At 48.2% G+C, this 20,943-nt stretch carries 19 protein-coding genes; 10 read left to right on the plus strand and 9 right to left on the minus strand.

All coding sequences use genetic code 11. The features are described from left to right. Positions 1 to 58: 58 nt before the first annotated feature. Entirely contained in the window at positions 59 to 1,354 is a 1,296-nt protein-coding gene (gene tyrS, locus HH196_RS07605) for a tyrosine--tRNA ligase (RefSeq protein WP_169451542.1), read from the minus strand. A gap of 292 nt (positions 1,355 to 1,646) precedes the next feature. On the opposite strand from tyrS, the gene HH196_RS07610 reads away from it, so the two are divergent. Then, positions 1,647 to 2,975, plus strand: coding sequence for an OapA family protein (locus HH196_RS07610; protein ID WP_169451543.1), 1,329 nt, complete (start codon positions 1,647 to 1,649; stop codon positions 2,973 to 2,975). Then, positions 2,975 to 4,072: an anhydro-N-acetylmuramic acid kinase gene (locus HH196_RS07615; protein ID WP_169451544.1), complete on the plus strand. Its 1,098-nt coding sequence runs from the start codon at positions 2,975 to 2,977 to the stop codon at positions 4,070 to 4,072. Before HH196_RS07610 ends, HH196_RS07615 begins: the two co-directional genes overlap by 1 nt. Before the next feature lie 48 nt (positions 4,073 to 4,120). On the opposite strand, the gene HH196_RS07620 is transcribed toward HH196_RS07615, so the two are convergent. The 3 genes from HH196_RS07620 to argC form a co-directional block, all read right to left on the minus strand. After that, on the minus strand, positions 4,121 to 5,182 hold the full coding sequence (locus HH196_RS07620; RefSeq protein ID WP_169451545.1) for a tartrate dehydrogenase: 1,062 nt from the start codon (positions 5,180 to 5,182) through the stop codon (positions 4,121 to 4,123). Between the two features lie 101 nt (positions 5,183 to 5,283). Continuing rightward, complete coding sequence (gene erpA, locus HH196_RS07625; protein ID WP_169452347.1) at positions 5,284 to 5,604, minus strand: iron-sulfur cluster insertion protein ErpA; 321 nt, start codon at positions 5,602 to 5,604, stop codon at positions 5,284 to 5,286. A 108-nt stretch (positions 5,605 to 5,712) separates the two neighbouring features. Then, positions 5,713 to 6,747: an N-acetyl-gamma-glutamyl-phosphate reductase gene (gene argC, locus HH196_RS07630; RefSeq protein ID WP_169451546.1), complete on the minus strand. Its 1,035-nt coding sequence runs from the start codon at positions 6,745 to 6,747 to the stop codon at positions 5,713 to 5,715. 173 nt (positions 6,748 to 6,920) lie between these two features. Here argC and hemL point away from each other — a divergent pair, with 173 nt between their 5' ends. Both hemL and HH196_RS07640 read left to right on the plus strand, forming a co-directional pair. Next, positions 6,921 to 8,207, plus strand: a complete 1,287-nt coding sequence (hemL, locus tag HH196_RS07635) for a glutamate-1-semialdehyde 2,1-aminomutase (protein WP_169451547.1) — start codon at positions 6,921 to 6,923, stop codon at positions 8,205 to 8,207. Position 8,208: 1 nt separating this feature from the next. Continuing rightward, entirely contained in the window at positions 8,209 to 8,793 is a 585-nt protein-coding gene (locus HH196_RS07640; RefSeq protein ID WP_169451548.1) for a hypothetical protein, read from the plus strand. Between the two features lie 414 nt (positions 8,794 to 9,207). On the opposite strand, the gene HH196_RS07645 is transcribed toward HH196_RS07640, so the two are convergent. Both HH196_RS07645 and mrcB read right to left on the minus strand, forming a co-directional pair. Further along, positions 9,208 to 9,807, minus strand: a complete 600-nt coding sequence (locus HH196_RS07645; RefSeq protein ID WP_169451549.1) for a tetratricopeptide repeat protein — start codon at positions 9,805 to 9,807, stop codon at positions 9,208 to 9,210. Positions 9,808 to 9,852: 45 nt separating this feature from the next. Continuing rightward, positions 9,853 to 12,189, minus strand: coding sequence for a penicillin-binding protein 1B (gene mrcB / locus HH196_RS07650; protein ID WP_169451550.1), 2,337 nt, complete (start codon positions 12,187 to 12,189; stop codon positions 9,853 to 9,855). Positions 12,190 to 12,236: 47 nt separating this feature from the next. Here mrcB and HH196_RS07655 point away from each other — a divergent pair, with 47 nt between their 5' ends. Beyond that, positions 12,237 to 13,781, plus strand: a complete 1,545-nt coding sequence (locus HH196_RS07655) for a bifunctional aminoglycoside phosphotransferase/ATP-binding protein (RefSeq protein WP_169451551.1) — start codon at positions 12,237 to 12,239, stop codon at positions 13,779 to 13,781. Here the strand turns inward: HH196_RS07655 and HH196_RS07660 are convergent. Together HH196_RS07660 and HH196_RS07665 are read right to left on the minus strand one after the other, a co-directional pair. Continuing rightward, positions 13,745 to 14,503, minus strand: a complete 759-nt coding sequence (locus HH196_RS07660) for an ATP-binding cassette domain-containing protein (protein WP_169451552.1) — start codon at positions 14,501 to 14,503, stop codon at positions 13,745 to 13,747. The genes HH196_RS07655 and HH196_RS07660 overlap by 37 nt on opposite strands. Further along, positions 14,496 to 15,488: an iron ABC transporter permease gene (locus HH196_RS07665; RefSeq protein WP_169451553.1), complete on the minus strand. Its 993-nt coding sequence runs from the start codon at positions 15,486 to 15,488 to the stop codon at positions 14,496 to 14,498. Before HH196_RS07665 ends, HH196_RS07660 begins: the two co-directional genes overlap by 8 nt. Before the next feature lie 65 nt (positions 15,489 to 15,553). Between HH196_RS07665 and HH196_RS07670 the strand changes: the two genes are divergently transcribed. Then, the gene (locus HH196_RS07670) at positions 15,554 to 15,892 is read left to right on the plus strand and encodes a Rieske (2Fe-2S) protein (RefSeq protein ID WP_169451554.1); all 339 of its coding nucleotides are present in this window, start codon (positions 15,554 to 15,556) and stop codon (positions 15,890 to 15,892) included. Here the strand turns inward: HH196_RS07670 and HH196_RS07675 are convergent. After that, a complete protein-coding gene (locus tag HH196_RS07675) occupies positions 15,889 to 17,052 on the minus strand; it encodes an aminotransferase class I/II-fold pyridoxal phosphate-dependent enzyme (protein WP_169451555.1) in 1,164 nt (387 codons plus the stop codon). The genes HH196_RS07670 and HH196_RS07675 overlap by 4 nt on opposite strands. A 224-nt stretch (positions 17,053 to 17,276) precedes the next feature. On the opposite strand from HH196_RS07675, the gene dksA reads away from it, so the two are divergent. The 4 genes from dksA to folK all read left to right on the plus strand — a co-directional run bounded on the left by dksA (position 17,277) and on the right by folK (position 20,927). Beyond that, the gene (gene dksA, locus HH196_RS07680; protein WP_169451556.1) at positions 17,277 to 17,708 is read left to right on the plus strand and encodes an RNA polymerase-binding protein DksA; all 432 of its coding nucleotides are present in this window, start codon (positions 17,277 to 17,279) and stop codon (positions 17,706 to 17,708) included. A 73-nt stretch (positions 17,709 to 17,781) separates the two neighbouring features. Continuing rightward, positions 17,782 to 18,654, plus strand: a complete 873-nt coding sequence (gluQRS, locus tag HH196_RS07685; protein ID WP_169451557.1) for a tRNA glutamyl-Q(34) synthetase GluQRS — start codon at positions 17,782 to 17,784, stop codon at positions 18,652 to 18,654. 354 nt (positions 18,655 to 19,008) lie between these two features. Next, a complete protein-coding gene (gene pcnB / locus HH196_RS07690) occupies positions 19,009 to 20,448 on the plus strand; it encodes a polynucleotide adenylyltransferase PcnB (RefSeq protein WP_169451558.1) in 1,440 nt (479 codons plus the stop codon). Next, positions 20,448 to 20,927: a 2-amino-4-hydroxy-6-hydroxymethyldihydropteridine diphosphokinase gene (gene folK / locus HH196_RS07695; protein WP_169451559.1), complete on the plus strand. Its 480-nt coding sequence runs from the start codon at positions 20,448 to 20,450 to the stop codon at positions 20,925 to 20,927. Before pcnB ends, folK begins: the two co-directional genes overlap by 1 nt. Positions 20,928 to 20,943 lie beyond the last annotated feature (16 nt).

Below are 20,943 nucleotides of genomic sequence, written 5' to 3' on the forward strand. Positions count from 1 at the left end.
AAAGAGCCGTTTTTGCTCACTTTGTGATCAAAAACGGCTCATAAAATGGGAAACAATATTAACGGTAGAAAAGATGATGTTTCTTCTTACCAACTTTAACTAAGAAGAACTTACCGTATAGGCCTTTATCAGTAGCGAAGATGTCGTTGCCAGCCATATTATCATCTAGACCACATTCACGTTCGTTCACAATAACCGCATTACGCTGAAGCGCATCTTTTATCTGCTTACCAGATGGAGCCATCTCGGCATCTACTAGCAGAGTGGTTAATGGTGTTGCAGAAAGATCCGCTGGAACTTCAGACGAAGGCAATCCATCTAGCTTCAATTGCTCAAGATCATTTTCACTTAGCGATGAGATATCACCAGAGAATAGTGACTCAGTAATGCGCTGTGCTGCTTGGAGAGCTTCCTCGCCATGAATAAGGCGCGTCATCTCTTCTGCAAGAATACGTTGTGCCTGTGGACGACCCTGTGCCGCTTTATCTTCTGCTTCGATTTCGTCGATTCGTGCCACATTAATAAAGGTGAAGTAGCGAAGGAACTTATATACATCTGCATCAGCGGTTGCCAACCAGAACTGATAGAAGGCATAAGGCGATGTCTTGGTTGCATCCAACCAAATCGTACCCGACTCGGTTTTACCAAACTTAGTACCATCAGACTTAGTCACCAACGGCAACGTGATGCCAAATACCTGGTTACCATTCATACGACGTGACAGATCGATACCACCCGTAATGTTACCCCATTGATCTGAACCGCCGATCTGTAGAGTACAACCGTGCGATTTATTCAACTGCTGGAAGTCATATGACTGCAGAATCATGTAAGTGAACTCTGTAAACGAGATACCAGAACCTTCACGATCGATTCGCTGCTTAACAGACTCTTTTGCAATCATCTGATTAACAGAGAAGTGCTTACCTACATCGCGAAGGAAGGTTAAAACATCAACACCGCGAGTCCAATCAAGGTTGTTTACTACTTCAGCACTATTAGATGCATCGTTGAAATCGATAAAACGGCTAACCTGGGCCTTAAGCTTTTCTACCCAACCAGCAACTGTTGAGTCGTCGTTCAATTTGCGCTCTTGCGCTTTGAAGCTTGGATCGCCGATAAGACCTGTTGCACCACCCACAAGTGCAAGCGGTTTATGTCCGTATTGCTGAAATCTACGGAGAGTTAGAAGCGGCACCAAAGAGCCAATGTGTAGACTGTCCGCGGTAGGGTCAAATCCACAATAGAGCGTCACTGAGTTATTCTCAAGGTGCTTAACCAGCTCCTCTTCACTACTCATTTGCGAAATCAAACCACGCGCCTGAAGCTCTGCTATTAAGTTCTTTTCTGCCATTTCTCAAATCCGATCAGTCAATTGACTCTATTAAAGGAGGCGAATTCTACAGTCTGCCCCAGCGTTAGACAAACCAGGTTTTGCATCCAATTTTAGCGACTAATTGAAGAATCCTAGCAAAATAACCCCTAATTACGGTTATTTTTTAGAAAGTATCGGAATATTCCGGGAACTTTTATACAATTGAGTGTCTAAGAAGATGTATACGTTCTTTTAGGACGGGCTTTTACACGAGTTAATTACCGAATAGGTTTTAGGATTGGCCAAACATATTTTTAAAAAAGCTAAGCGCATGCCCAAGGCTCACCTTGCTGTAGCTGGGACTTTGTCTTTTTTGGCCGTCATATTAAGCATACTTCCTTCAAGTGATGTTGAAGCGACTCGACAATTTCAAGAAGCATCCTCAACTACTATTGATCTACCTCCAATTTCAGCTAACGACAACAGTACGGCACAAACTGAGTCAGGTTCACCAGTAACATCAGCTGAACCCGTTGTACCTGAAGTAGTATGGCAAGAATTTACTGTTAAAAGCGGCGACTCGCTTAGCACAATTTTTAACCGAGCAGGACTCACCTCTAAAGATGTTCATGAAGTTGCACAGGCGGATAAGAAGAGTCGTGTGTTTCGTTCATTAAGAGTTGGTCAGAAGATCCAACTTGATATTGATGAGCTTGGTCTTAACCAAATGCGCATCATTGTTAACAAATTAGAAGCCTATGAATTCAGCCGCAATGGTGACGGCTACAGAGCTGAAAAGGTGATACGCACTCCCGATGTTAAACAGCGCTTCGTCAGCGGCGAGATCACCAACTCTCTATTCTTGGCTGCGAAAAAAGCGGGACTATCTGATCAAACCACAATGGAACTAGCCGACATCTTTGGCTGGGACATAGATTTCGCACTCGATATCCGCGCTGGCGACCAATTCCGCGTGCTATTTGAAGAGAAGTTTCTTGATGGCAAGAAAATTGGATACGGCGACATTCTTGCGGCCGAGTTCACTAATAATGGTGACACTTTTGCTGCAGTTCGTTACGAGGATTCAGACGGCGTGGTGAACTACTTCACTCCTGACGGTCACAGCATGCGCAAAGCTTTTCTGAGATCACCGGTGGACTTCCGCCGAATTAGCTCTGGGTTCCAGAAAGAGCGCTACCACCCTGTGCTTGGTGTTAAGCGCCCACACCGCGGCACTGACTATGCAGCGGCGACCGGCACTCCAATTAAAGCAGCTGGTGATGGCAAGGTTATTTGGCTTGGCACCAAGGGTGGTTACGGTAAAACGATCATCCTGCAACATGGTAACAACATCACAACGCTTTACGGCCACATGAGCAAGTACAACTCTAAACTCAAAAATGGCGCACGAGTAAAACAGGGTCAGACTATCGGCTACGTTGGTAAAACTGGTACAGCAACAGGTCCACACTTGCATTATGAATTTCGTGTAGCAGGTGTTCACAAGAATCCTCTAACGGTCAAACTACCCACTGCCGAGCCAATCGCCAAAAAAGAGCGCAGCAACTTTAGCAAAATCTCTAACGCTCTAGTGGCCTCTCTTCAGCAGAAAGCGATTGAGCAAATTGCAGGCGACTTCAACTCAGAAAACGAAGGCTAATGAGCAATCTCTACCTTGGCCTAATGTCTGGTACCAGTCTGGATGGCCTCGATATCGCACTTTGTCAGTTCGAACCCACATTCAAACTTATTGCGACTAGTGGATATGAGATTGACCTATCACTTCGTGATCGTATTACAGCCTTCTCTGGCGTTAATTCCATAGTGATTGATGAGCTTATGCAGCTTGAGCGCGACCTAGGACTGTTTGCTGCAGATTGTGTAAACAAGTTTCTAAACGAGCATCAGATCGACAGAAGCACTATCAGTGTTATCGGATATCACGGCCAAACTATCAGACATCGACCTGATCTCCTTTGCACAAAGCAGATTGGGGATCCATCCATTCTCGCTGAAATGTGCGGCATTGATGTTGTAGCTGACTTCAGACGTCGTGACATGGCAGCCGGAGGACAGGGCGCCCCCCTAGTACCCGCATTCCACCACTATTTAACTCAAAACCTTGAGAGACCTTTCGCCTTGCTCAACCTTGGCGGAATCGCCAACCTCTCAATTTTTGAAAGCTGCGGCGAGGTAAAAGGGTTTGATACTGGCCCTGCCAATACTCTGTTAGACCAGTGGCACGAGAAACACCGTAATGGCCGATATGACCCTGATGGTGCTTGGGCCGCAAGCGGTGTGATCAATCACTCCTTGTTGGAGCAGATGTTAAGCGAGCCCTATTTTGGACTCCGAGCCCCGAAAAGCACCGGACGCGAACTATTCAATTTAGAATGGCTAACACAACAACTCATTCACCATCAAAACCTTAATGCTGCCGACATACAGGCTACCTTGCTTGAACTAACAGCGACATCAGTTGCAAATGGACTCATGGTTGAGTCTGGCGAAACAGTCAAACAACTCATTGTAAGCGGGGGTGGTGCCAAAAACAGCCAACTAATGGCCCGACTAAAGGCACACCTTCCTTACACAGAAGTTATTGCTAGTGATGAACTAGGGTGGCCTTCGCAAGCTATGGAAGCTTCGGCATTTGCTTGGCTTGCATTTAGGTTTAGTGAACGACTAAGCGGAAATTTACCGGCAGTAACAGGAGCTAGGGGCGAGCGCATTCTGGGCGCACTCTACCCTCACTAAAACGTTTTTAGTTAGCTGCTTTTGACAGGTCAAGTTACAGGCCTAGGATTAGATCGCCTCTGAAATCGCATCTCCAACCTGAAGAGTGGTAGCCTTACCACCCATATCTGGCGTACGAGGACCTGTCTCCAACACCATCTCAATTGTGCGCATTAGATGATCAGCCGCTTCGTTTTCACCCAGATGATCTAACATCATGACACCACTCCAGATCATACCCACTGGATTGGCGATACCGAGACCGTAGATATCGGGAGCCGAACCATGGACTGGCTCAAAAAGCGAGGGGAAGTTTCGCTCAGGATTGATATTTGCAGAGGGTGCAATACCAATAGTGCCGGTACATGCAGGACCTAAGTCAGAAAGGATATCGCCAAACAAGTTAGATGCGACTACCACATCAAAACGCTGCGGATTCATGACAAACTGTGCCGTCAGAATATCGATATGGTATTTGTCGGTGGTTACCTCAGGATAGGCTTTAGCCATCTCTTCAACACGCTGGTCCCACCAAGGCATCGATATCGCAATGCCATTTGATTTGGTTGCAGAGGTGACATGTTTGCGTTCACGCGTCATCGCCAGGTCGAAAGCGTACTTCAAAATACGATCCGTTCCCTTCCGGGTGAAGACACTCTCCTGTAATACCGTCTCGTGATCCGTGCCCTCGGCAATAATGCCACCCACAGCAGAATACTCACCTTCAGAGTTCTCACGAACCACATAAAAATCGATATCACCCACCTTACGGTTAGCCAAAGGCGATGGAACACCCGGCATCAATTTTACCGGTCGTAGGCAGACATACTGATCAAATTGGCGACGGAACTGGATGAGAGAGTCCCATAGAGAGATGTGATCAGGCACTGTCGCAGGCCAGCCAACAGCACCAAAATAGATCGCATCAAAGTCACCTAGAATCTCTTTCCAGTTATCAGGCATCATCTTGCCATGCTCTAGATAGTAGTCACAGGATGCGAAATCAAAGTGCTGCCACTGCAGTTCAAAGTTAAATCTTTTCGCCACCACATCAAGAGATTTTATACCCTCCGGCATCACCTCTTTACCGATGCCATCACCTGCTAACACTGCAATACGATAACTTTTCATAGAGACTCCTAATTTCTAGGCCATAATTTAGAACAACAAACCACAAACAAAAAAGCGCGATACCGTTACCCACAATATCGCGCTTCTCATCAAACAGAATATCAGATAGAAAAAGAGGAACCACAGCCACAGGTTGTCGTGGCATTCGGGTTATTTATCGAGAATTTCGAACCCTGCAGACCTTCACTGTAATCTACCTCTGAACCCACTAGGTACTGAAAGCTCATTGGGTCTACCACCATCGTTACGCCATCATTCACAATGACCGTATCATCATCAGCAACTGCTTCATCAAAGGTGAAGCCGTAAGAAAAACCTGCACAACCACCGCCAGTAATAAAGACGCGTAGCTTAAGGTTTTCGTTCTGCTCCTCCTCAATTAACGAACGCACTTTGTTCGCAGCTGAGTCGGTAAAGATCATTGATGCATCAGAAGACACGCAACAACTCCTAGTAAGTGAATGAATGGTCGAATTCTCACAAACCCGAGCAATTTAGTCAAGAATTACTCTATCTGACATAGAGCCAGATTACGGCATCAATGCGACACTTTTCAGACCGGCATTCTCTTCGAGGCCGAACATAATGTTCATAACCTGAATCGCCTGTCCTGATGCACCTTTCACCAGGTTATCGATTACAGACAATACAACAACAGTATCGTCATTCTGTGGACGGTGAACACTGATACGACAGAAGTTAGACCCTTTGACACTGCGAGTTTCAGGGTGCGAACCTGCAGGCATCACATCAACAAAAGGCTCATTTGCAAAACGTTTTTCAAATAGCTCCTGCAGGCCTGAGTCGACTGGATCTTTAAGCGTTGCGTAAAGCGTTGCGTGAATGCCGCGAATCATCGGAGTTAGATGTGGCACAAAAGTTAAGCCAACCGGCTTGCCCGCAGCACGAGTCAAACCCTGACGAATCTCTGGAAGATGACGATGCCCTGGCACACCATAAGCCTTAAAGCTTTCACTTGATTCACAAAGCAGACTGCCGACACTCGCACCACGACCAGCACCTGAAACACCCGACTTACAGTCAGCAATTAGGCGACGCGTATCAACAAGCCCCGCTTCCAAAAGTGGCAAAAAGCCCAACTGAGTTGCCGTTGGGTAACAGCCTGCACATGCAATTAACTGCGCATCTTTAATTTCAGCACGGTTAACCTCTGGCAAACCGTACACAGCCTTCTCAACCAGATCTGGGCAGGTGTGCTCAAGCTTGTACCACTTCTCCCAAAGCGGAACATCTTTGATACGGAAATCAGCGCCTAGGTCGATAATTCGCACACCGCGCTCAACAAGAGCAGGCGCCATCGACATCGCAACACCATGAGGCGTAGCAAAGAAGACCACGTCACACTGAGCGAGGCGATCTACATCCGGCACTGTAAACTCAAGATCGTAGTGGCCACGAAGATTTGGGAACATGTCAGCAACGGGCATACCCTCTTCTGAACGTGAGGTAATAACTTCCACTGATACTTCAGGATGATTTGCGAGAAGACGCAACAGTTCAACACCTGTGTATCCGGTTCCACCAACGATTCCGACTTTAATCACAATATTCTCCATACTCGCAACATTAGCCACACTCGCCATACTCGCCGAGTCTTATAAATTCAGGTGCTGTATAATACTGCACAGATAATTCCAACTCCACTTTCGATGATGGGCTAGCACCAAATTCGTCACTGTGGATAATGGTGCAAAATTTTTAGTTTCGAGGTTACCGAATGTCTAAGTCAGAACAGCTGTTTGCAGAAGCACAAAAACACATCCCAGGTGGCGTGAACTCACCCGTTCGTGCATTTAAAGGCGTGGGTGGCACACCTGTGTTTGTGAAACGTGCCAAGGGTGCATACATCTGGGACGAAGATGATAAACAGTACACTGACTATGTTGGCTCTTGGGGCCCAATGCTATTCGGCCACAACTATGCACCTGTGATCGATGCAGTCCGTGAGGGATTAGAATTCGGCCTATCATTTGGCGCACCAACAGCTATCGAAACAGAGATGGCCAATATGATCTGTGACATGGTTCCATCTATGGACCTTGTCCGCATGGTGAGCTCAGGTACAGAAGCGACGATGAGTGCTATACGTCTGGCTCGAGGCTACACCGGTCGCGACAAGATTGTTAAGTTCGAAGGTTGCTATCACGGCCATTCAGATTCGCTGCTAGTTAAAGCGGGTTCAGGGGCGTTGACCCTTGGCGAACCCAACTCACCGGGTGTACCTGCTGCACTTGCAGAGCACACGATTACACTTCAATACAACGATATCGAAAATGTAAAAGCTGCATTTGCTGAGGTGGGCAACGAAGTTGCCTGTATCATCGTTGAGCCAGTAGCAGGCAACATGAACTGCATTCCGCCAGTCGAGGGTTTCCTCGAAGGGCTTCGCGAAGTGTGTGACCAGTACGGCACTGTGCTTATCTTTGATGAGGTCATGACAGGTTTTCGTGTCGCTCGCGGCGGCGCACAAGAGCTCTATAACGTGAACGCTGACCTGGTCACTCTGGGCAAAATCATCAGTGGTGGCATGCCAGTTGGTGCTTTCGGCGGCAAACGCGAAATCATGGAGCAGATAGCTCCTCTTGGTCCTGTCTACCAAGCAGGCACACTCTCGGGTAACCCACTCGCAATGCGCGCTGGTCTAGCCATGCTAAATGCGATGAAACGTGAAGGTCTCTATGAAGAGCTGAGTGCCAAAACAGAGTACCTCACTGAAGGAATGCGCGCAGTTGCAGCAAAACATGGAATTGCACTCAGCACCGTTTCAGTAGGCGGCATGTTCGGCATCTTCTTTACCGATAAAGAGCGCGTAACAAGCTTTGCAGAAGCAACAACCTGCGATCTAGAGGCGTTCAAAAAGTTCTTCCACTTGATGCTGGACGAGGGGGTATACCTTGCACCATCTGCTTATGAAGCCGGCTTTGTATCGGCGGCACACACAGAAGCAGACCTTGATAACACCATTGCTGCAGCAGAGCGCGTTTTCGCGAAGCTAGTCGCTTAAGATGCTTACGACACTGAGTCTCGTCGGTTTAATGCTCGCTTCTTTAGCGAGCATTTTGCTGCTTTTTCGAGGCACTAAAGAGAGTATCGACAGCAGCGCCGAAATTAAGGTTGCTCGCCTCTCGATTCTCTCATTTATCCTTGCTGTGATTGGTGAGTTCACTCTGACCAGCAACTCAATGGACAGCGATACACTTGCTCGAATGCTCAGTAACCTCGCGCTATACGCAGGCGCCCCCTTGCTGGTAAGCAGCATTTTGGCAAAAGCACTAGATCGCAGCTTTAAAATGCAGACCTGGGGTCGATACCTTCTAGCAATCATCGCCCTGTTCGAACTTTGCCGCCGCATGGAGATAGGTGAGAACTATGGGTATGCGCTTGGAATGATCCTTGTCATCGCCCTATTTTCTGCTGGATTGGCCACCAAAACCAAACCTATGCGTCTCCCCCTCAGCCTTAGCGCAATCACACTAGGCCTAGCATTTGCTGGCTATCTAATGCAGACAGAACAGTCTGTCGTTTATATCTGTTTGATGGTGGCTGTTTGGTTTGGAGCCAGTGCTTTAAAGAACATTCCATCACGCTAAAAACAATTGTGTTCGATACTTTTTGTATCAGCAAAAAGTATCCAAAAACTGACCACGCTCCTTCGGCCTGCGGCACACTGTGCTCGCTCTCAGTCGGACATGGACACCTGGCGCGTAATTCGAAATCGATACTTGCAAAGACAAATCTACAGAGTGCCAATATCCCCCTTCGGATGAGAGTGAGCACGGAGTGGTTTTCCGGTTAAAAGTTAATTCCAGCGCTGACAGGACGTCAGCGATGAGCAGCGGAGACAGGATGTCGACTCTGTGAAGAATGGAATTGACTTCAGGAAAAGCGCTTCGCGCGCAACGTGCCGAAGGCCGAAGTAGCGGGGGTGCCCCTTTTGGTTACTTTTCGGACAAGCGAAAAGTAACAATGTCCCGCTTCTGCGGGATATTGCTTTGAAAAAAAACTTACCTAGAGGCTTCCGCTCTAGCCTGCGCTGCGCCAGCAGCATCACCGTTCATCTCACGAATTTTGGCGAGCTCTTTCCACATTAGGCGCTGGTAATCTGGGAGACCCGCTGATACTGCAACTCCACGAAGTGCAACCTGCTCTGCTTGGAGATAGTTAAGCTGTCGACGCTTAATGGAGGCGAGGTGGAGGTAAACCTGAGGATCGCGCGGAGCGATTCTAAGTGCACGTTCAACTTGGGTTTCTGCTGAAGCCAAATCACCACGGTTAGCCGCTTGCTGTGCATCAGCGAGCAGCGCAACCACAGCAGAGTTTGCTTGTTGATTGATAGGTAGCTGCTCTTTTGCTTGTGACCGAACAGGTGCTTCTCGCTGAATGGACGACTTTTGAGTAGGTGCAAAACTTGGCGCATCGTAAATAGGTGCTACTTTCACACCTGTTGCAGGTTCAACCGGAACGACTGCACCCGGCTGATTTAAACCCGAGCGCGGGGTAACGTCTCGCTCTTCTACTGGGGTAACAAAAGCACCGGGACCTGAACATCCGGCCAACAGTGCAGCGCCTGCGATAACGGATAAGAGTTTATGTTGCACAACCATCTTACTAACCTAAATCAAATTACAGGAGAGCTTACTGTTTTCCAGCTATTTGAACCAGCGTTTAAACCAATCAAGTGCGGAACCGGACTTGCCACCAGAGACTTTGCGTCCATCACAAGTCGTTTTGACAGTCGGCTCAGTCCCCACAATAAACGGAATGGATCGAGCACCTGAACAATCTGGGTCCGTAAGTGTATTTCGCTCTGCATTCACCCAGTGGTACTCAACATTTCGTGGTTTAAGTGCATAGTATGGCTCGGACTTCTCATGCTCCATCAGATCGGTCCATACTTTCAACGCACCACCTGAACCGGTAAATGGCAAAGGCTTATTATCATCGCGCCCGACCCAAACAATCGCTAGACGGTTACCTGTAAATCCAGCGAACCAACTGTCACGTTGATTATCTGAAGTACCTGTTTTACCCGCGACATTTAAATCACCCGGCAGTCTTTGATAAAGGGAACGAGCTGTACCCTCGCGCGCGACAGCCTGCATAGCATAGTGAATAAGATGGACGGTTTCCGGGGCCACAACCTGCTCCAGATTAAACGGGTAGCGGGAAAGTTCATCGCCATAAGCATCAGTCACCCGTCGAATAGCGCGCAGCGGCATTCTAAACCCATTAGCTGCAATCGTTTGATAGATCTGCGCCACTTCAATTGGGGATAGATTCAACGAGCCTAACAATAGTGATGGATAGGGATTGATACTCTCTTCGACACCGAGTCGCTTAAGCATATCAATTACGGGCTCCAACCCAATCGCTAGACCAAGATTGGCCGAAGATAGGTTGTACGATCGGGAAAGCGCTTCATAGAGAGGAACACTCCCCATCGCTTTACCATCAAAGTTTTCTGGTTTCCAAATAGAACCATCCGGCTGCTGCATCTGAATAGGTGAATCATCAAGCTGTGACGTGAGGGTATACCCCTTCTCAAGTGCAGCTAAGAAGGTTGCAGGTTTCACTAATGACCCTATAGGTCGTTTAGCATCAAGAGCACGATTGAAACCATCAAAGCGGGCATTCTTATCACCCACTACAGCCAGCAACTCCCCTGTTTGAGGGTCTGTTACAATGGTTGCACCTTGGAGGGGCGCTACTTTTTTACCAAAGCGTTTTTCAAGAGCACTCAACTGTGTTGCAAGCGCTTTTGCAGAGTGCTGCTGAACCAGTGGATCGAGCGCGGTAAAGATACGTATCCCTTCTGAGTTGAGATCCTCTTCTCGATACTCTTGACGTAATTGCCGCTTCACCACATCTAAATAGGCAGGGTACGCACCTTTAAGACGACTCCCTTTCTTAATTACATCCAATGGCTGCTGAAGTGCACGTAGATAGGCAGACTCATTTATAAAATTCTGATCGCGCAACAGTTTTAACACTAGATCGCGACGCTCAAGCGAACGCTCTGGATGACGTCGAGGATCGTAGTAGCTCGGCCCCTTCACCAACCCTGTTAGCAGAGCGATTTGGTGAAGTTCGAGCTCATTTGCCGGAATCCCAAAGTAGAAAAGACTGCCCTGTCCAAAACCATGAATCGCACGAGCACCATCTTGCCCCAGATAAACCTCGTTAAGATAGGCCTCCAGAATCTCATCCTTCTCGTAGTGCATATCTAGCAGGAGGGCCATGGGGAGCTCGAGCAATTTACGGCTCAGAGTGCGCTCAGAGGTAAGGTAGAAGTTTTTAATCAGCTGCTGTGTTAGCGTACTGCCACCCTGAACAAACCGCCCGGCGCGAAGGTTGACCCACATAGCACGTGCGATACCCTTCAGAGAGATACCAAAGTGATCATAAAAGTCGCGATCTTCAACAGCGACAAGTGCTTTAGGAAGGAGCTGCGGCACATCCTCTATACGCACCAGCTCACGATCTTCGTTATCACCCGGGTATATACCGCCGATTAAAACGGGTTCAAGTCTAGCAAGTGCTAGGGCCCTTCCTTGGGAGTCGGATACTCGCGACAGAGTGCCATTATCTATACGCAGGGAGATCTTTTGCGACTGCTCTCTCCCGTCAGGAAAATCAAAGCCACGGGTGTAGATATCAATCTGGTTATTACTTAATCGCGCGGTACCGGGCCGGCTGCTTTGGCTTCCAACCTTGTAACCCAAACCTTGAAGCTCAACCTCAATGGCCGTGCGGTCCAATTTCACACCAGGATAGAGTTCCAGTGGACGTGCATATACCTTGGCCGGCAATGCCCAGCGCTTACCCTCAAATTTTTCTCGCACCTGTGCATCGAGGTAGATAAGACCAACCCCGGCAACGACAACACCCACTAATGAGAGCTTTAAAACGAAAATAAGTAGTCCGCGCAGCCAAGTTCGCTCTTTTTTCCGCTTAGATTTGGCTACACCGTTTCTCTTTTGTGTCATCTTCTCAGTATAATCTGCGACCCGAACCAATTAAGTTTAGACGAGTTATGGAATCCACGCTGGTTAACAATCTACTGAACAAAGCTTGCTACCCTCATGAGGTAGATGAGTTTGCGGTAATTGAAACGCATATCGCGTGGTTAATTAAGACCGGCGAGTATGTCTACAAAATTAAAAAGCCGGTCAACTTTGGATTTCTAGATTTTACTACACTTGAGCAGCGGAAGTACTTTTGTGAAGAAGAACTTCGTCTAAATCAGCGTCTTTCTGCCAATACCTATCTAGAAGTAGTCACTATTGGGGGCACTGAAGAGGCGCCAGCCTTTGAAGATACCGATGAACCTATTGAGTACGCAGTTAAAATGCGTCAGTTTGAATCTGGGCTTCTTCTCTCTGAACTTCTAGCTGAGAATCGCTTTGAACCTCACTGGATCGACCAACTTGCTGACCAAATAGCACGGTTTCACCAACGAGCGCCGATTGTTGCACCCGATAGCCAATGGGGTGAGCCGAGTAGCATCCAGACCATCTCAGAGGATAATTACCGCGATATCAATCGCGAACTGATCCCGAAAGAGGATACATTGGAGCTAGATAGACTCTGGCAACACATCAAAGATCGCTATCAGGTATTAGAGCCTCTGATGCGTCGCCGTAAAATGGATGGCTCAATCCGTGAATGCCACGGTGACCTGCACCTCGGTAACATCACGCTTGATGAAGAGCGACTGCTCGTATTCGACTGTATTGAATTTAACCTTGAGTTTCGCTGGATCGACAAGATGTCAGATCTGGGTTTTCTGTTGATGGATTTGGAAGCAAACGGGCACCCGCGCTGGGCAAACCGCTGTCTCAACAAATACATGGAGATTACCGGCGATTACGAAGGACTCATCTTACTCCCGTACTACAAGGCACACCGCGCCATGGTAAGGGCCAAGGTTGCTATGTTGGGTGAGAAACCAAATCTTGCTGAGTTTCAGCACTACCTTAAGCTGACCGCTCGCTATGCTGCAGCACCAAACCCAATGTTGCTGATGATGCAGGGTGTCAGCGGCACTGGTAAATCCTATCTTTCTGGTCGTCTTGCAGAGCTGATTAGCGGTGTTCGTGTACGCTCCAGCGCAGAGCGCCAAAAGATCTACCGCAGCGCATCGAAAAAAGGGGAAGTTCTGGATCGCTACGGTGCTGACATGAACATGCGAACCTTCCTTGAGATGAAACGGGTTTCACACATCCTTCTAGAGGCAGGGCAATCACTGATTCTAGATGCGGCTTATATCCGCCAACGCTCGCGTCGCCAGTTCATGCAGCTAGCAGAAGAGATGGGATGCCCCTTCCGAATTATCGCCTGTGACGCACCAGAAACAGTCATCGCAGAACGTATCGAAGCGCGCGCTTTGACCCGTGAAGATCCGAGCGATGCGACCATTGAGGTGATGAAGCAGCAGAAGAAGATTGCTGAACCGCTCAGTGAGCAAGAGGAGACTCTCGCCTTCCATATCGATACAAGCCTGCCGGATGCACCCGTAAAAGTTGTGCAATACCTTATTGATCAGGGACTTGTACCACCCACAGTGAACTGCGGATAACCCTGCTCCGTTTGACTGGTGACACGCACATCAATCTGGTAGATTTTATGTAGAGCATCCTCGCTAAGAATGTCGTGATCCCCTTCAGCAACCACCTCTCCCTCAGTAATTAACAGAAAGTGATCGCCGTACTGCGAAGCGATATTGGGATCATGCAGAATGATGCAGAGCGTGTGCCCCTCTTCCGTCAAACCCCTTAAGAAATTCATCGTCTTCACCTGATGGCGTAAATCCAGTGCTGTTAGTGGTTCATCAAGCAGAATGACGCCTGGAATTAACGGACGCTGCATTAACACTCTAGCCAGCTGGATTCGCTGACTTTCACCGCCCGATAGCGTGGTGTATTTACGTTGGAGCAGATGTGTAATTCCCAACGCGTCAGAAATAGCCTCAACTCGTTCAGCAATTTGCTGCTCTGTTAGATTGAGCGGATCTGCACCCATTCGAATCACATCTTCGGCTGGAAACTCAAAATCGAGACGCTGTCGCTGTCCCAAGACTGACAATTTAACAGCACGATCTTGATAAGAGAGCTCAGAAAGCGGCGCACCATCCAGAAAAACCTCAGTGCCCGGTAGGTCGATCTCACCCGACAACACCCCCACTAAGGTCGATTTTCCTGCACCATTAGAGCCAAGCACCATAGTAATTTTACCCAGCGGCAACTCTAATGAGGGGATATTTAGACGGTCAGGAACCTGAATATTAAATGCCTTAAGCATGTCCGGCACCTCGGTAACGAAGATGAATTAAAAACAGAAAGAATGGACCTCCAGCAAGCGCGGTAAGAATACCCACCGGCAACTCAGCCGGGGCAAGCAAGACCCTAGAAAGGCCGTCAGCAATGACTAATAGCAGAGCTCCAACTAACGCACTTTCAGGCAAAACCTTGCGATTATCAGGTCCAGTCCAAGTTCTCACCAGATGCGGAACCATCAGACCAACAAAACCTATCAAACCAGCAAATGCGACCACCACTGCAACCCCAAGACTGGCAAGTAGTATGAGTTGCCAGCGCATCGCATTGACATCAATACCAAGATGACGGGCCTCACAGTCGCCTAATAACCATATATTGAGCTTCTGAGCACGACCCAAAAGCATCAACAACAAAAGCAGGGTAACCACAGCTAAAAGAGTGATCTGCCACCAGGTCGTTTGGCCAAACTGCCCCATTAACCAGAAGGTCGATTCACGCAGCGCACGATCATCAGCAAAATATTTTAGAGCGCCTATCCATGCGATAGCGATCGCATTAACCGCCATCCCGACCAATAGCACACCGGTCATTGCGACACCCTGATAACGGTTTGCTAGTTGCAAAATAAGTAGCGTAGCTAGCAGACCGCCGACAAAACTCGCTAGTGGCACTAGGTATTGAATTAAACCAAACGAAAGACCGAATAGGCTTACACCCAACACAAGAAATGTCACTGCACCAAAGGCAGAACCGGCCGATACACCAACTAGACTCGGGTCAGCCAAAGGGTTACGAAACAGCGACTGAGCAACAGCACCCGTTAATGCCAGAAGCAGCCCACTGAACAACGCTTGCAGAGTACGTGGTGCGCGTAGATCCCAAAATAGCTGATTCGAGAGAGAGCCTGTATCGAGTAGTTCACGCCACTGCAACTCGACCGGCCCGAGAGTCAAATTCCATATTGAAGCAATCAATAACAATAAAAGAAGGATAAATAGTCGTATCATCTGAACAAGACCTCAGCGTTAAGCTGTCGTAGACTTGACCCAAAAGAGCCAACTGAGACCTGTACATGATTCTGAATAATGGTGGAAGCACTCCGGTCTGTAATGAGAGTGACATTCCTATGAATAGTAGTCGCGGCTTCGATATCGGCGAGCATGCAGTCGTGATTATCAGAAACAGTGCCGGAATCTTTGCCTACCGCAACAGCTGCCCGCATCGCGGCATTCGACTCGAGTGGCAACCAGACACCTTTCTTGATGTAGAAAAACAATTTATCCAGTGCGCCACCCACGGCGCGCTCTTTACCATTGAAGAGGGCGAATGCGTTGCTGGCCCCTGCCCAGGAGAGAAACTGGAGCAGATTGAACTGGAGATTAAAGAGGGTGTGGTTCACTTGACACTCTAACGTTTAACAAAGGCAGCAATTCGAGCAAGCGCTTCGCTGATATTCTGTTGTGTATTTGTGTAGGCAAAGCGAACGAATTTATTGGCGTTATGGGTACCAAAATCAGCGCCCGGCGTGGCGACCACTCCAGCTTCATTCAATAGCTCCCAACACCAGGCAAAACTGTCATCCGTGAACTTAGAGGCATCCGCATAAATATAGAAGGCGCCCTCGGGAGTAAGCGGAATATTAAAACCGATCTCTAAAAGCCCTTGAAGCATCAAATCACGACGCGCCTGTAACTCCAACTTGCGAGTTTCGAATAGCGCCAAAGCGTCTGGCTCAAATGCCCGCAATGCGGCATATTGCGAGAGCGTTGGTGGCGATATGTATAGGTTCTGTGCGATCTTCTCCATCTCAGCTACCGCCGCCTCACTTGCAACCACCCAACCAAGTCGCCATCCAGTCATCCCAAAATATTTCGAGAAAGAGTTCAGCACGATAGCGTTAGGATCGATGCTGATAGCAGTTGGCGTCATGCCACCGTAGGTAAGTCCGTGGTAGATCTCATCAACCACGAGGGTACCGCCCCTCTGCTGCACAACTTTAGCAATACGAGCAAGTTCACGCGGATCAATTACGGCACCCGTTGGATTGGCCGGCGATGCGATTAAGGCACCTGCCGTGTTCTCATCCCAATACTTTTCAACTAGGGCTGCACTCAATTGATAGTTTTGTTCATGATCGACAGGAATCGATTTTGAGCTCGCCTCAACGACACGTAAAAATTGACGATTACAAGGGTAGCCAGGATCGGCCATTAATAGATGCTTATCGCGCTCAACAACTAGTGCAGAGGCGAGCATCAAACCAGCCGAGGCGCCAGCAGTGACCAAAACTTGTTCTGGCTTAATTTGATGTCCATATCGATATGCATGAAAGGCTGCAATCTTTTCACGCAGCGGCATGATACCGGCTGCTGGGGTGTAACTTAGAGGCGTGGTATCAAGTAGACGTTTAGCCTCTTCAATAACCTGCGGGGCAGCCCCAAAATCGGGTTCCCCTGCTCCTAAATGAAGAATGGATCGACCAGAGTCAGCCAACACCTGAGCGTGTTTCAGGAGGTCCATAACTTTGAAGGATTCAATCGCCTCTGCACGGCGGCTCCACTGCTGACTCATCTAGGATTCTCATTAAATATCAATAAATAGTGGTGCATAGTATAGCCTTAGTCGCAGGCCTGAACTATCCGCAGAAAATCCAACTAGACACTACCCACGTATTGGTACTAGCCTTGGAGCTAGGGTTCTGGTAACTTCTCCCGCTTCATTGCGTTACCAAGTACTTTAATAAATTTTGGTTAACGAATAATTGATTAACCAATTTGAGATGTGAGGCAGTCATTATGCCAACAAATAGTGGACAATCTTTTTCTCATTTCGAGCCTTACCAAGCGAAGGATTCGGAAGAGTACATGAACGATGCGCAGCGTGATCACTTCCGTGCGATTCTAAATCAGTGGAAGGTAGAGCTGATGGAAGAGGTCGATATGACCATCAACCATCTAAAAGAGGAAGCAACTAACTTTGCTGACCCTACTGACCGCGCAAGCCAGGAAGAGGAGTTCAGCCTAGAACTTCGTACCCGCGACCGTGAGCGCAAACTGATTCGCAAAATCGACAAGGCACTTGAAGCTCTTGAAGAGGACGACTTCGGATACTGCGAAGCCTGTGGCGTAGAGATAGGCATCCGCCGCCTTGAAGCTCGCCCAACGGCTACACTCTGCATCGACTGCAAAACTCTTGCTGAGATAAAAGAGAAACAGACCGGTCATTAATAGATAGAGCGCGACTTCGGTCGCGCTTTTTCGTTATAGCCCTCGAAAAGCCAGAATATATTCAACGCTGTTTATGCAATATCGCGGCCGCTTTGCACCATCTCCCACAGGTCCTCTTCATCAAGGCTCACTCCTTACAGCACTCGCTAGCTACCTTGATGCCAAACATCATGGGGGCAAATGGTTAGTTCGAATCGAAGATTTGGACAGACCACGGTGCGACTACGCCCACGAACACTCCATTCTGACAACACTTGAAGCCTATGGTCTCGAGTGGGATGAAACCGTGCTACGCCAAAGCGATCAACCCGAGCGATACGAAGAGATATATCAGGGACTCCTCAATAGAAAAGAGGCCTACTTATGTGACTGCAGTAGAGCTGATCTGAAAAATCGCGGTGCGCTCAATCACTACGACAGATTTTGTCTGAACAAACAGAATGTTTCACAGCCAGCGGCTATACGATTCAAGGTTACTCAAACTTCACCTTTTGAAGATCGACTTTTGGGACAGCAAGCGATTTCATCTGGTGGCGTCAGTGACTTTATACTGTTACGCCGCGACGGCTTCATCGCCTATCAATTGGCTGTCGTTGTGGATGATTACGATCAAAATATAAATCAGATAGTACGGGGCAGTGACCTGCTATTGGAGACTGAGAAGCAGCGGGCACTTCAACTAACACTCAACTACCCAATGCTTGAGTATGCGCATCTCCCGTTAGTTCTTGCAGAAGATGGCCAAAAACTGAGTAAACAGACCTTTGCAACAGCTATCAAGAGAGACGCTAAAAGCATCTACGAAAACTTAATGCTTGCACTTCAGCGCTTAGGCCAACTGACTGAAGAGCCCGAAACACCTGACGATCCAGTCAACTTATTAGACTACGCAACCAAGCGCTGGGATATATCTAAAGTACCAAAAGTGATAAAAACCACCACTTAGATTAGACCTTGGTATAAAAGTGTAAATTTTTTTCACTTTTAGGTTGAACAGAGCTCATGAGTTGCCTATATTCCGTCCCACAACAACAACAAATCACCAAACGGTTGCTCGAATAAAAATAAAAATGGGCAGAACGAGGTGAAGTAAAGCTCCTAACAAAAATAAAAAAGGGAGCCCTGTCGACCGCGAAGACTGTTTCAACAAGGGACAATAAAAATAAAAACCACATTGGAACAGCTTCGCGGCCGAACCCCCCAAACATCTCCTAAAGCTCAAATTGAAATCAAATTACTCAAACCGTCTCTCTGCTGATAGAATGCGCCTTTCAGTGAAATTGGAACTGCGTAAAATCGCATGACTTCTCAGATAATTCTATTTCTACTTGGCGTAAGTGCCATTGCCGGACTCTATGTCGTACTGCGCCCAAAGCGAAGCGCTAACTCTGATCAAACGGGCATCACTACAGTAAAGTCTAATGATGACCTGAACCGTCTTCTCAACGAAGGTGAACGTCGCGTTATTCCTGAGTCGATCCACAAAATTCCACGACACGCGCTTGATGATAATGCGATGCGTGTGGTCTACCGACTTCTTGATAATGGCTACGAAGGCTACCTGGTAGGTGGTTGTGTGCGCGACCTACTTGCAGGCACAGAACCAAAAGATTTCGATGTTGTGACATCAGCAACGCCAGAACAGACTGAGCCTCTTTTTAATAATGCTCGCTTGATTGGCCGCCGCTTTAAAATTGTCCATGTACGTTTTGGCCGTGAAATCATTGAAGTGGCAACCTTCCGCGCATCTCATGACAGTGATGCCAATTCAGGAGACCAGGGCAAGCAAGCTGCTTCAGGCATGTTAATGCGTGATAATGTTTATGGCTCGTTAGAAGATGACGCATTGCGCCGCGACTTCACTATCAATGCCCTCTATTACAATGTCAGTGATAATGCTGTTTACGACTTTGCGAATGGCTATCCAGACCTCCTAGCAAAACAGATTCGTATCATTGGTGACGCAGAGTCCCGATACCGTGAAGATCCTGTACGCATGCTGCGTGCAGCTCGCTTTGCTGCAAAGCTTGGCTTTGAGATTGAGAAAGAGACGGCAGAGCCGATACGCCGCATGGGCAGCCTCATTGCTAAGGTCTCATCTGCTCGTATGTTTGACGAAGTTCTTAAGCTTCTTCAAACCGGTTATGGAGAAGCCTGCCTGCGCCAACTCCTTCGCTTTGATCTACTGCGATTCTTACTGCCAGCCAATGATCGTATGCTCGGTTCAGACACCTACCCTGTCGATGCGCTGACCAACAATGCGCTACGAAATACCGACCGTCGCTTAAGCCAAGGCAAAAGTGTTAACCCCGCTTTCCTTTTTGCGGCAATGCTCTGGTATCCACTGGTTGAACGCATGGAGAAGCTAAAAGACCGTCGCGATCTTCCACCTCTACAACGCCTGCACGAAGCGGCTAATCAGGTGCTTGCTGAGCAGGTAAAAGCCACAGCGATTCCACGTAGACACTCGACTACCATTCGTGAAATCTGGGAACTGCAACACCGATTGCTGCGCCAAGATCATGCTGAGCGTCTAATCGAGCACCCACGTTTCAGAGCGGGCTACGACCTACTCGTTCTGCGTGAGGAGAGCGGCGAAGATTTGAACGGCATCAGCCGCTGGTGGACTGACTATCAGAATGCCAATCCTGATACTCGACCTAAGCCTGAGCGCACTCCACGACGCAAAGGACCACCACGCAAACGCCGAAGCAATAGAGCACCTCGAGATAACAGCTAATGGCTATCTGCTACATTGGGCTTGGCAGCAACTTAGAAGATCCGCGCCAGCAGGTAAGCGATGCTCTCAAAGAGCTGCAAGAGATTAGCAATACAGAACTGCTCTCTCACTCGCTGCTTTACCGCTCTGATCCAGTTGGCCCTCCCGGCCAACCTGACTACATTAATGCAGTCGCAAAAATTAATACCTCACTAGAACCAGAGGAGCTTCTCGATGCGCTGCAAGCGATTGAGCAAGCGCATCAGCGCGTTCGTATAGAGCACTGGGGACCTAGAACCCTGGATCTTGATCTACTGCTATACGCTAACGACGAGATCGATACTGAACGACTCAAAGTTCCACACCCATTCATGACAGAGCGCAGCTTTGTTCTCTACCCACTAGCTGAGATCGAACCTAATCTAGTGCTACCAAAGGGTGATCACCTAAGCGATATTTTGGTGCAATGCCCTATGGGCACACTTGAGCCAATCGCATAAAATAGAAGACTCAACA

Source organism: Marinobacterium sp. LSUCC0821, assembly GCF_012848475.1.
Taxonomy (GTDB): Bacteria; Pseudomonadota; Gammaproteobacteria; order Pseudomonadales; family Balneatricaceae; genus Marinobacterium_E.

Bases quoted from the DNA above. Each gene is read 5' to 3' on its own strand.
- HH196_RS07620 (WP_169451545.1), bottom strand. From the start codon at position 5,182: ATGAAAAGTTATCGTATTGCAGTGTTAGCAGGTGATGGCATCGGTAAA.
- HH196_RS07670 (WP_169451554.1), top strand. From the start codon at position 15,554: ATGATTCTGAATAATGGTGGAAGCACTCCGGTCTGTAATGAGAGTGAC.
- HH196_RS07665 (WP_169451553.1), bottom strand. From the start codon at position 15,488: ATGATACGACTATTTATCCTTCTTTTATTGTTATTGATTGCTTCAATA.
- tyrS (WP_169451542.1), bottom strand. From the start codon at position 1,354: ATGGCAGAAAAGAACTTAATAGCAGAGCTTCAGGCGCGTGGTTTGATT.
- hemL (WP_169451547.1), top strand. From the start codon at position 6,921: ATGTCTAAGTCAGAACAGCTGTTTGCAGAAGCACAAAAACACATCCCA.
- HH196_RS07610 (WP_169451543.1), top strand. From the start codon at position 1,647: ATGCCCAAGGCTCACCTTGCTGTAGCTGGGACTTTGTCTTTTTTGGCC.
- HH196_RS07675 (WP_169451555.1), bottom strand. From the start codon at position 17,052: ATGAGTCAGCAGTGGAGCCGCCGTGCAGAGGCGATTGAATCCTTCAAA.
- erpA (WP_169452347.1), bottom strand. From the start codon at position 5,604: ATGATCTTTACCGACTCAGCTGCGAACAAAGTGCGTTCGTTAATTGAG.
- HH196_RS07640 (WP_169451548.1), top strand. From the start codon at position 8,209: ATGCTTACGACACTGAGTCTCGTCGGTTTAATGCTCGCTTCTTTAGCG.
- dksA (WP_169451556.1), top strand. From the start codon at position 17,277: ATGCCAACAAATAGTGGACAATCTTTTTCTCATTTCGAGCCTTACCAA.
- folK (WP_169451559.1), top strand. From the start codon at position 20,448: ATGGCTATCTGCTACATTGGGCTTGGCAGCAACTTAGAAGATCCGCGC.
- mrcB (WP_169451550.1), bottom strand. From the start codon at position 12,189: ATGACACAAAAGAGAAACGGTGTAGCCAAATCTAAGCGGAAAAAAGAG.
- HH196_RS07655 (WP_169451551.1), top strand. From the start codon at position 12,237: ATGGAATCCACGCTGGTTAACAATCTACTGAACAAAGCTTGCTACCCT.
- gluQRS (WP_169451557.1), top strand. From the start codon at position 17,782: ATGCAATATCGCGGCCGCTTTGCACCATCTCCCACAGGTCCTCTTCAT.
- HH196_RS07615 (WP_169451544.1), top strand. From the start codon at position 2,975: ATGAGCAATCTCTACCTTGGCCTAATGTCTGGTACCAGTCTGGATGGC.
- HH196_RS07645 (WP_169451549.1), bottom strand. From the start codon at position 9,807: ATGGTTGTGCAACATAAACTCTTATCCGTTATCGCAGGCGCTGCACTG.
- pcnB (WP_169451558.1), top strand. From the start codon at position 19,009: ATGACTTCTCAGATAATTCTATTTCTACTTGGCGTAAGTGCCATTGCC.
- HH196_RS07660 (WP_169451552.1), bottom strand. From the start codon at position 14,503: ATGCTTAAGGCATTTAATATTCAGGTTCCTGACCGTCTAAATATCCCC.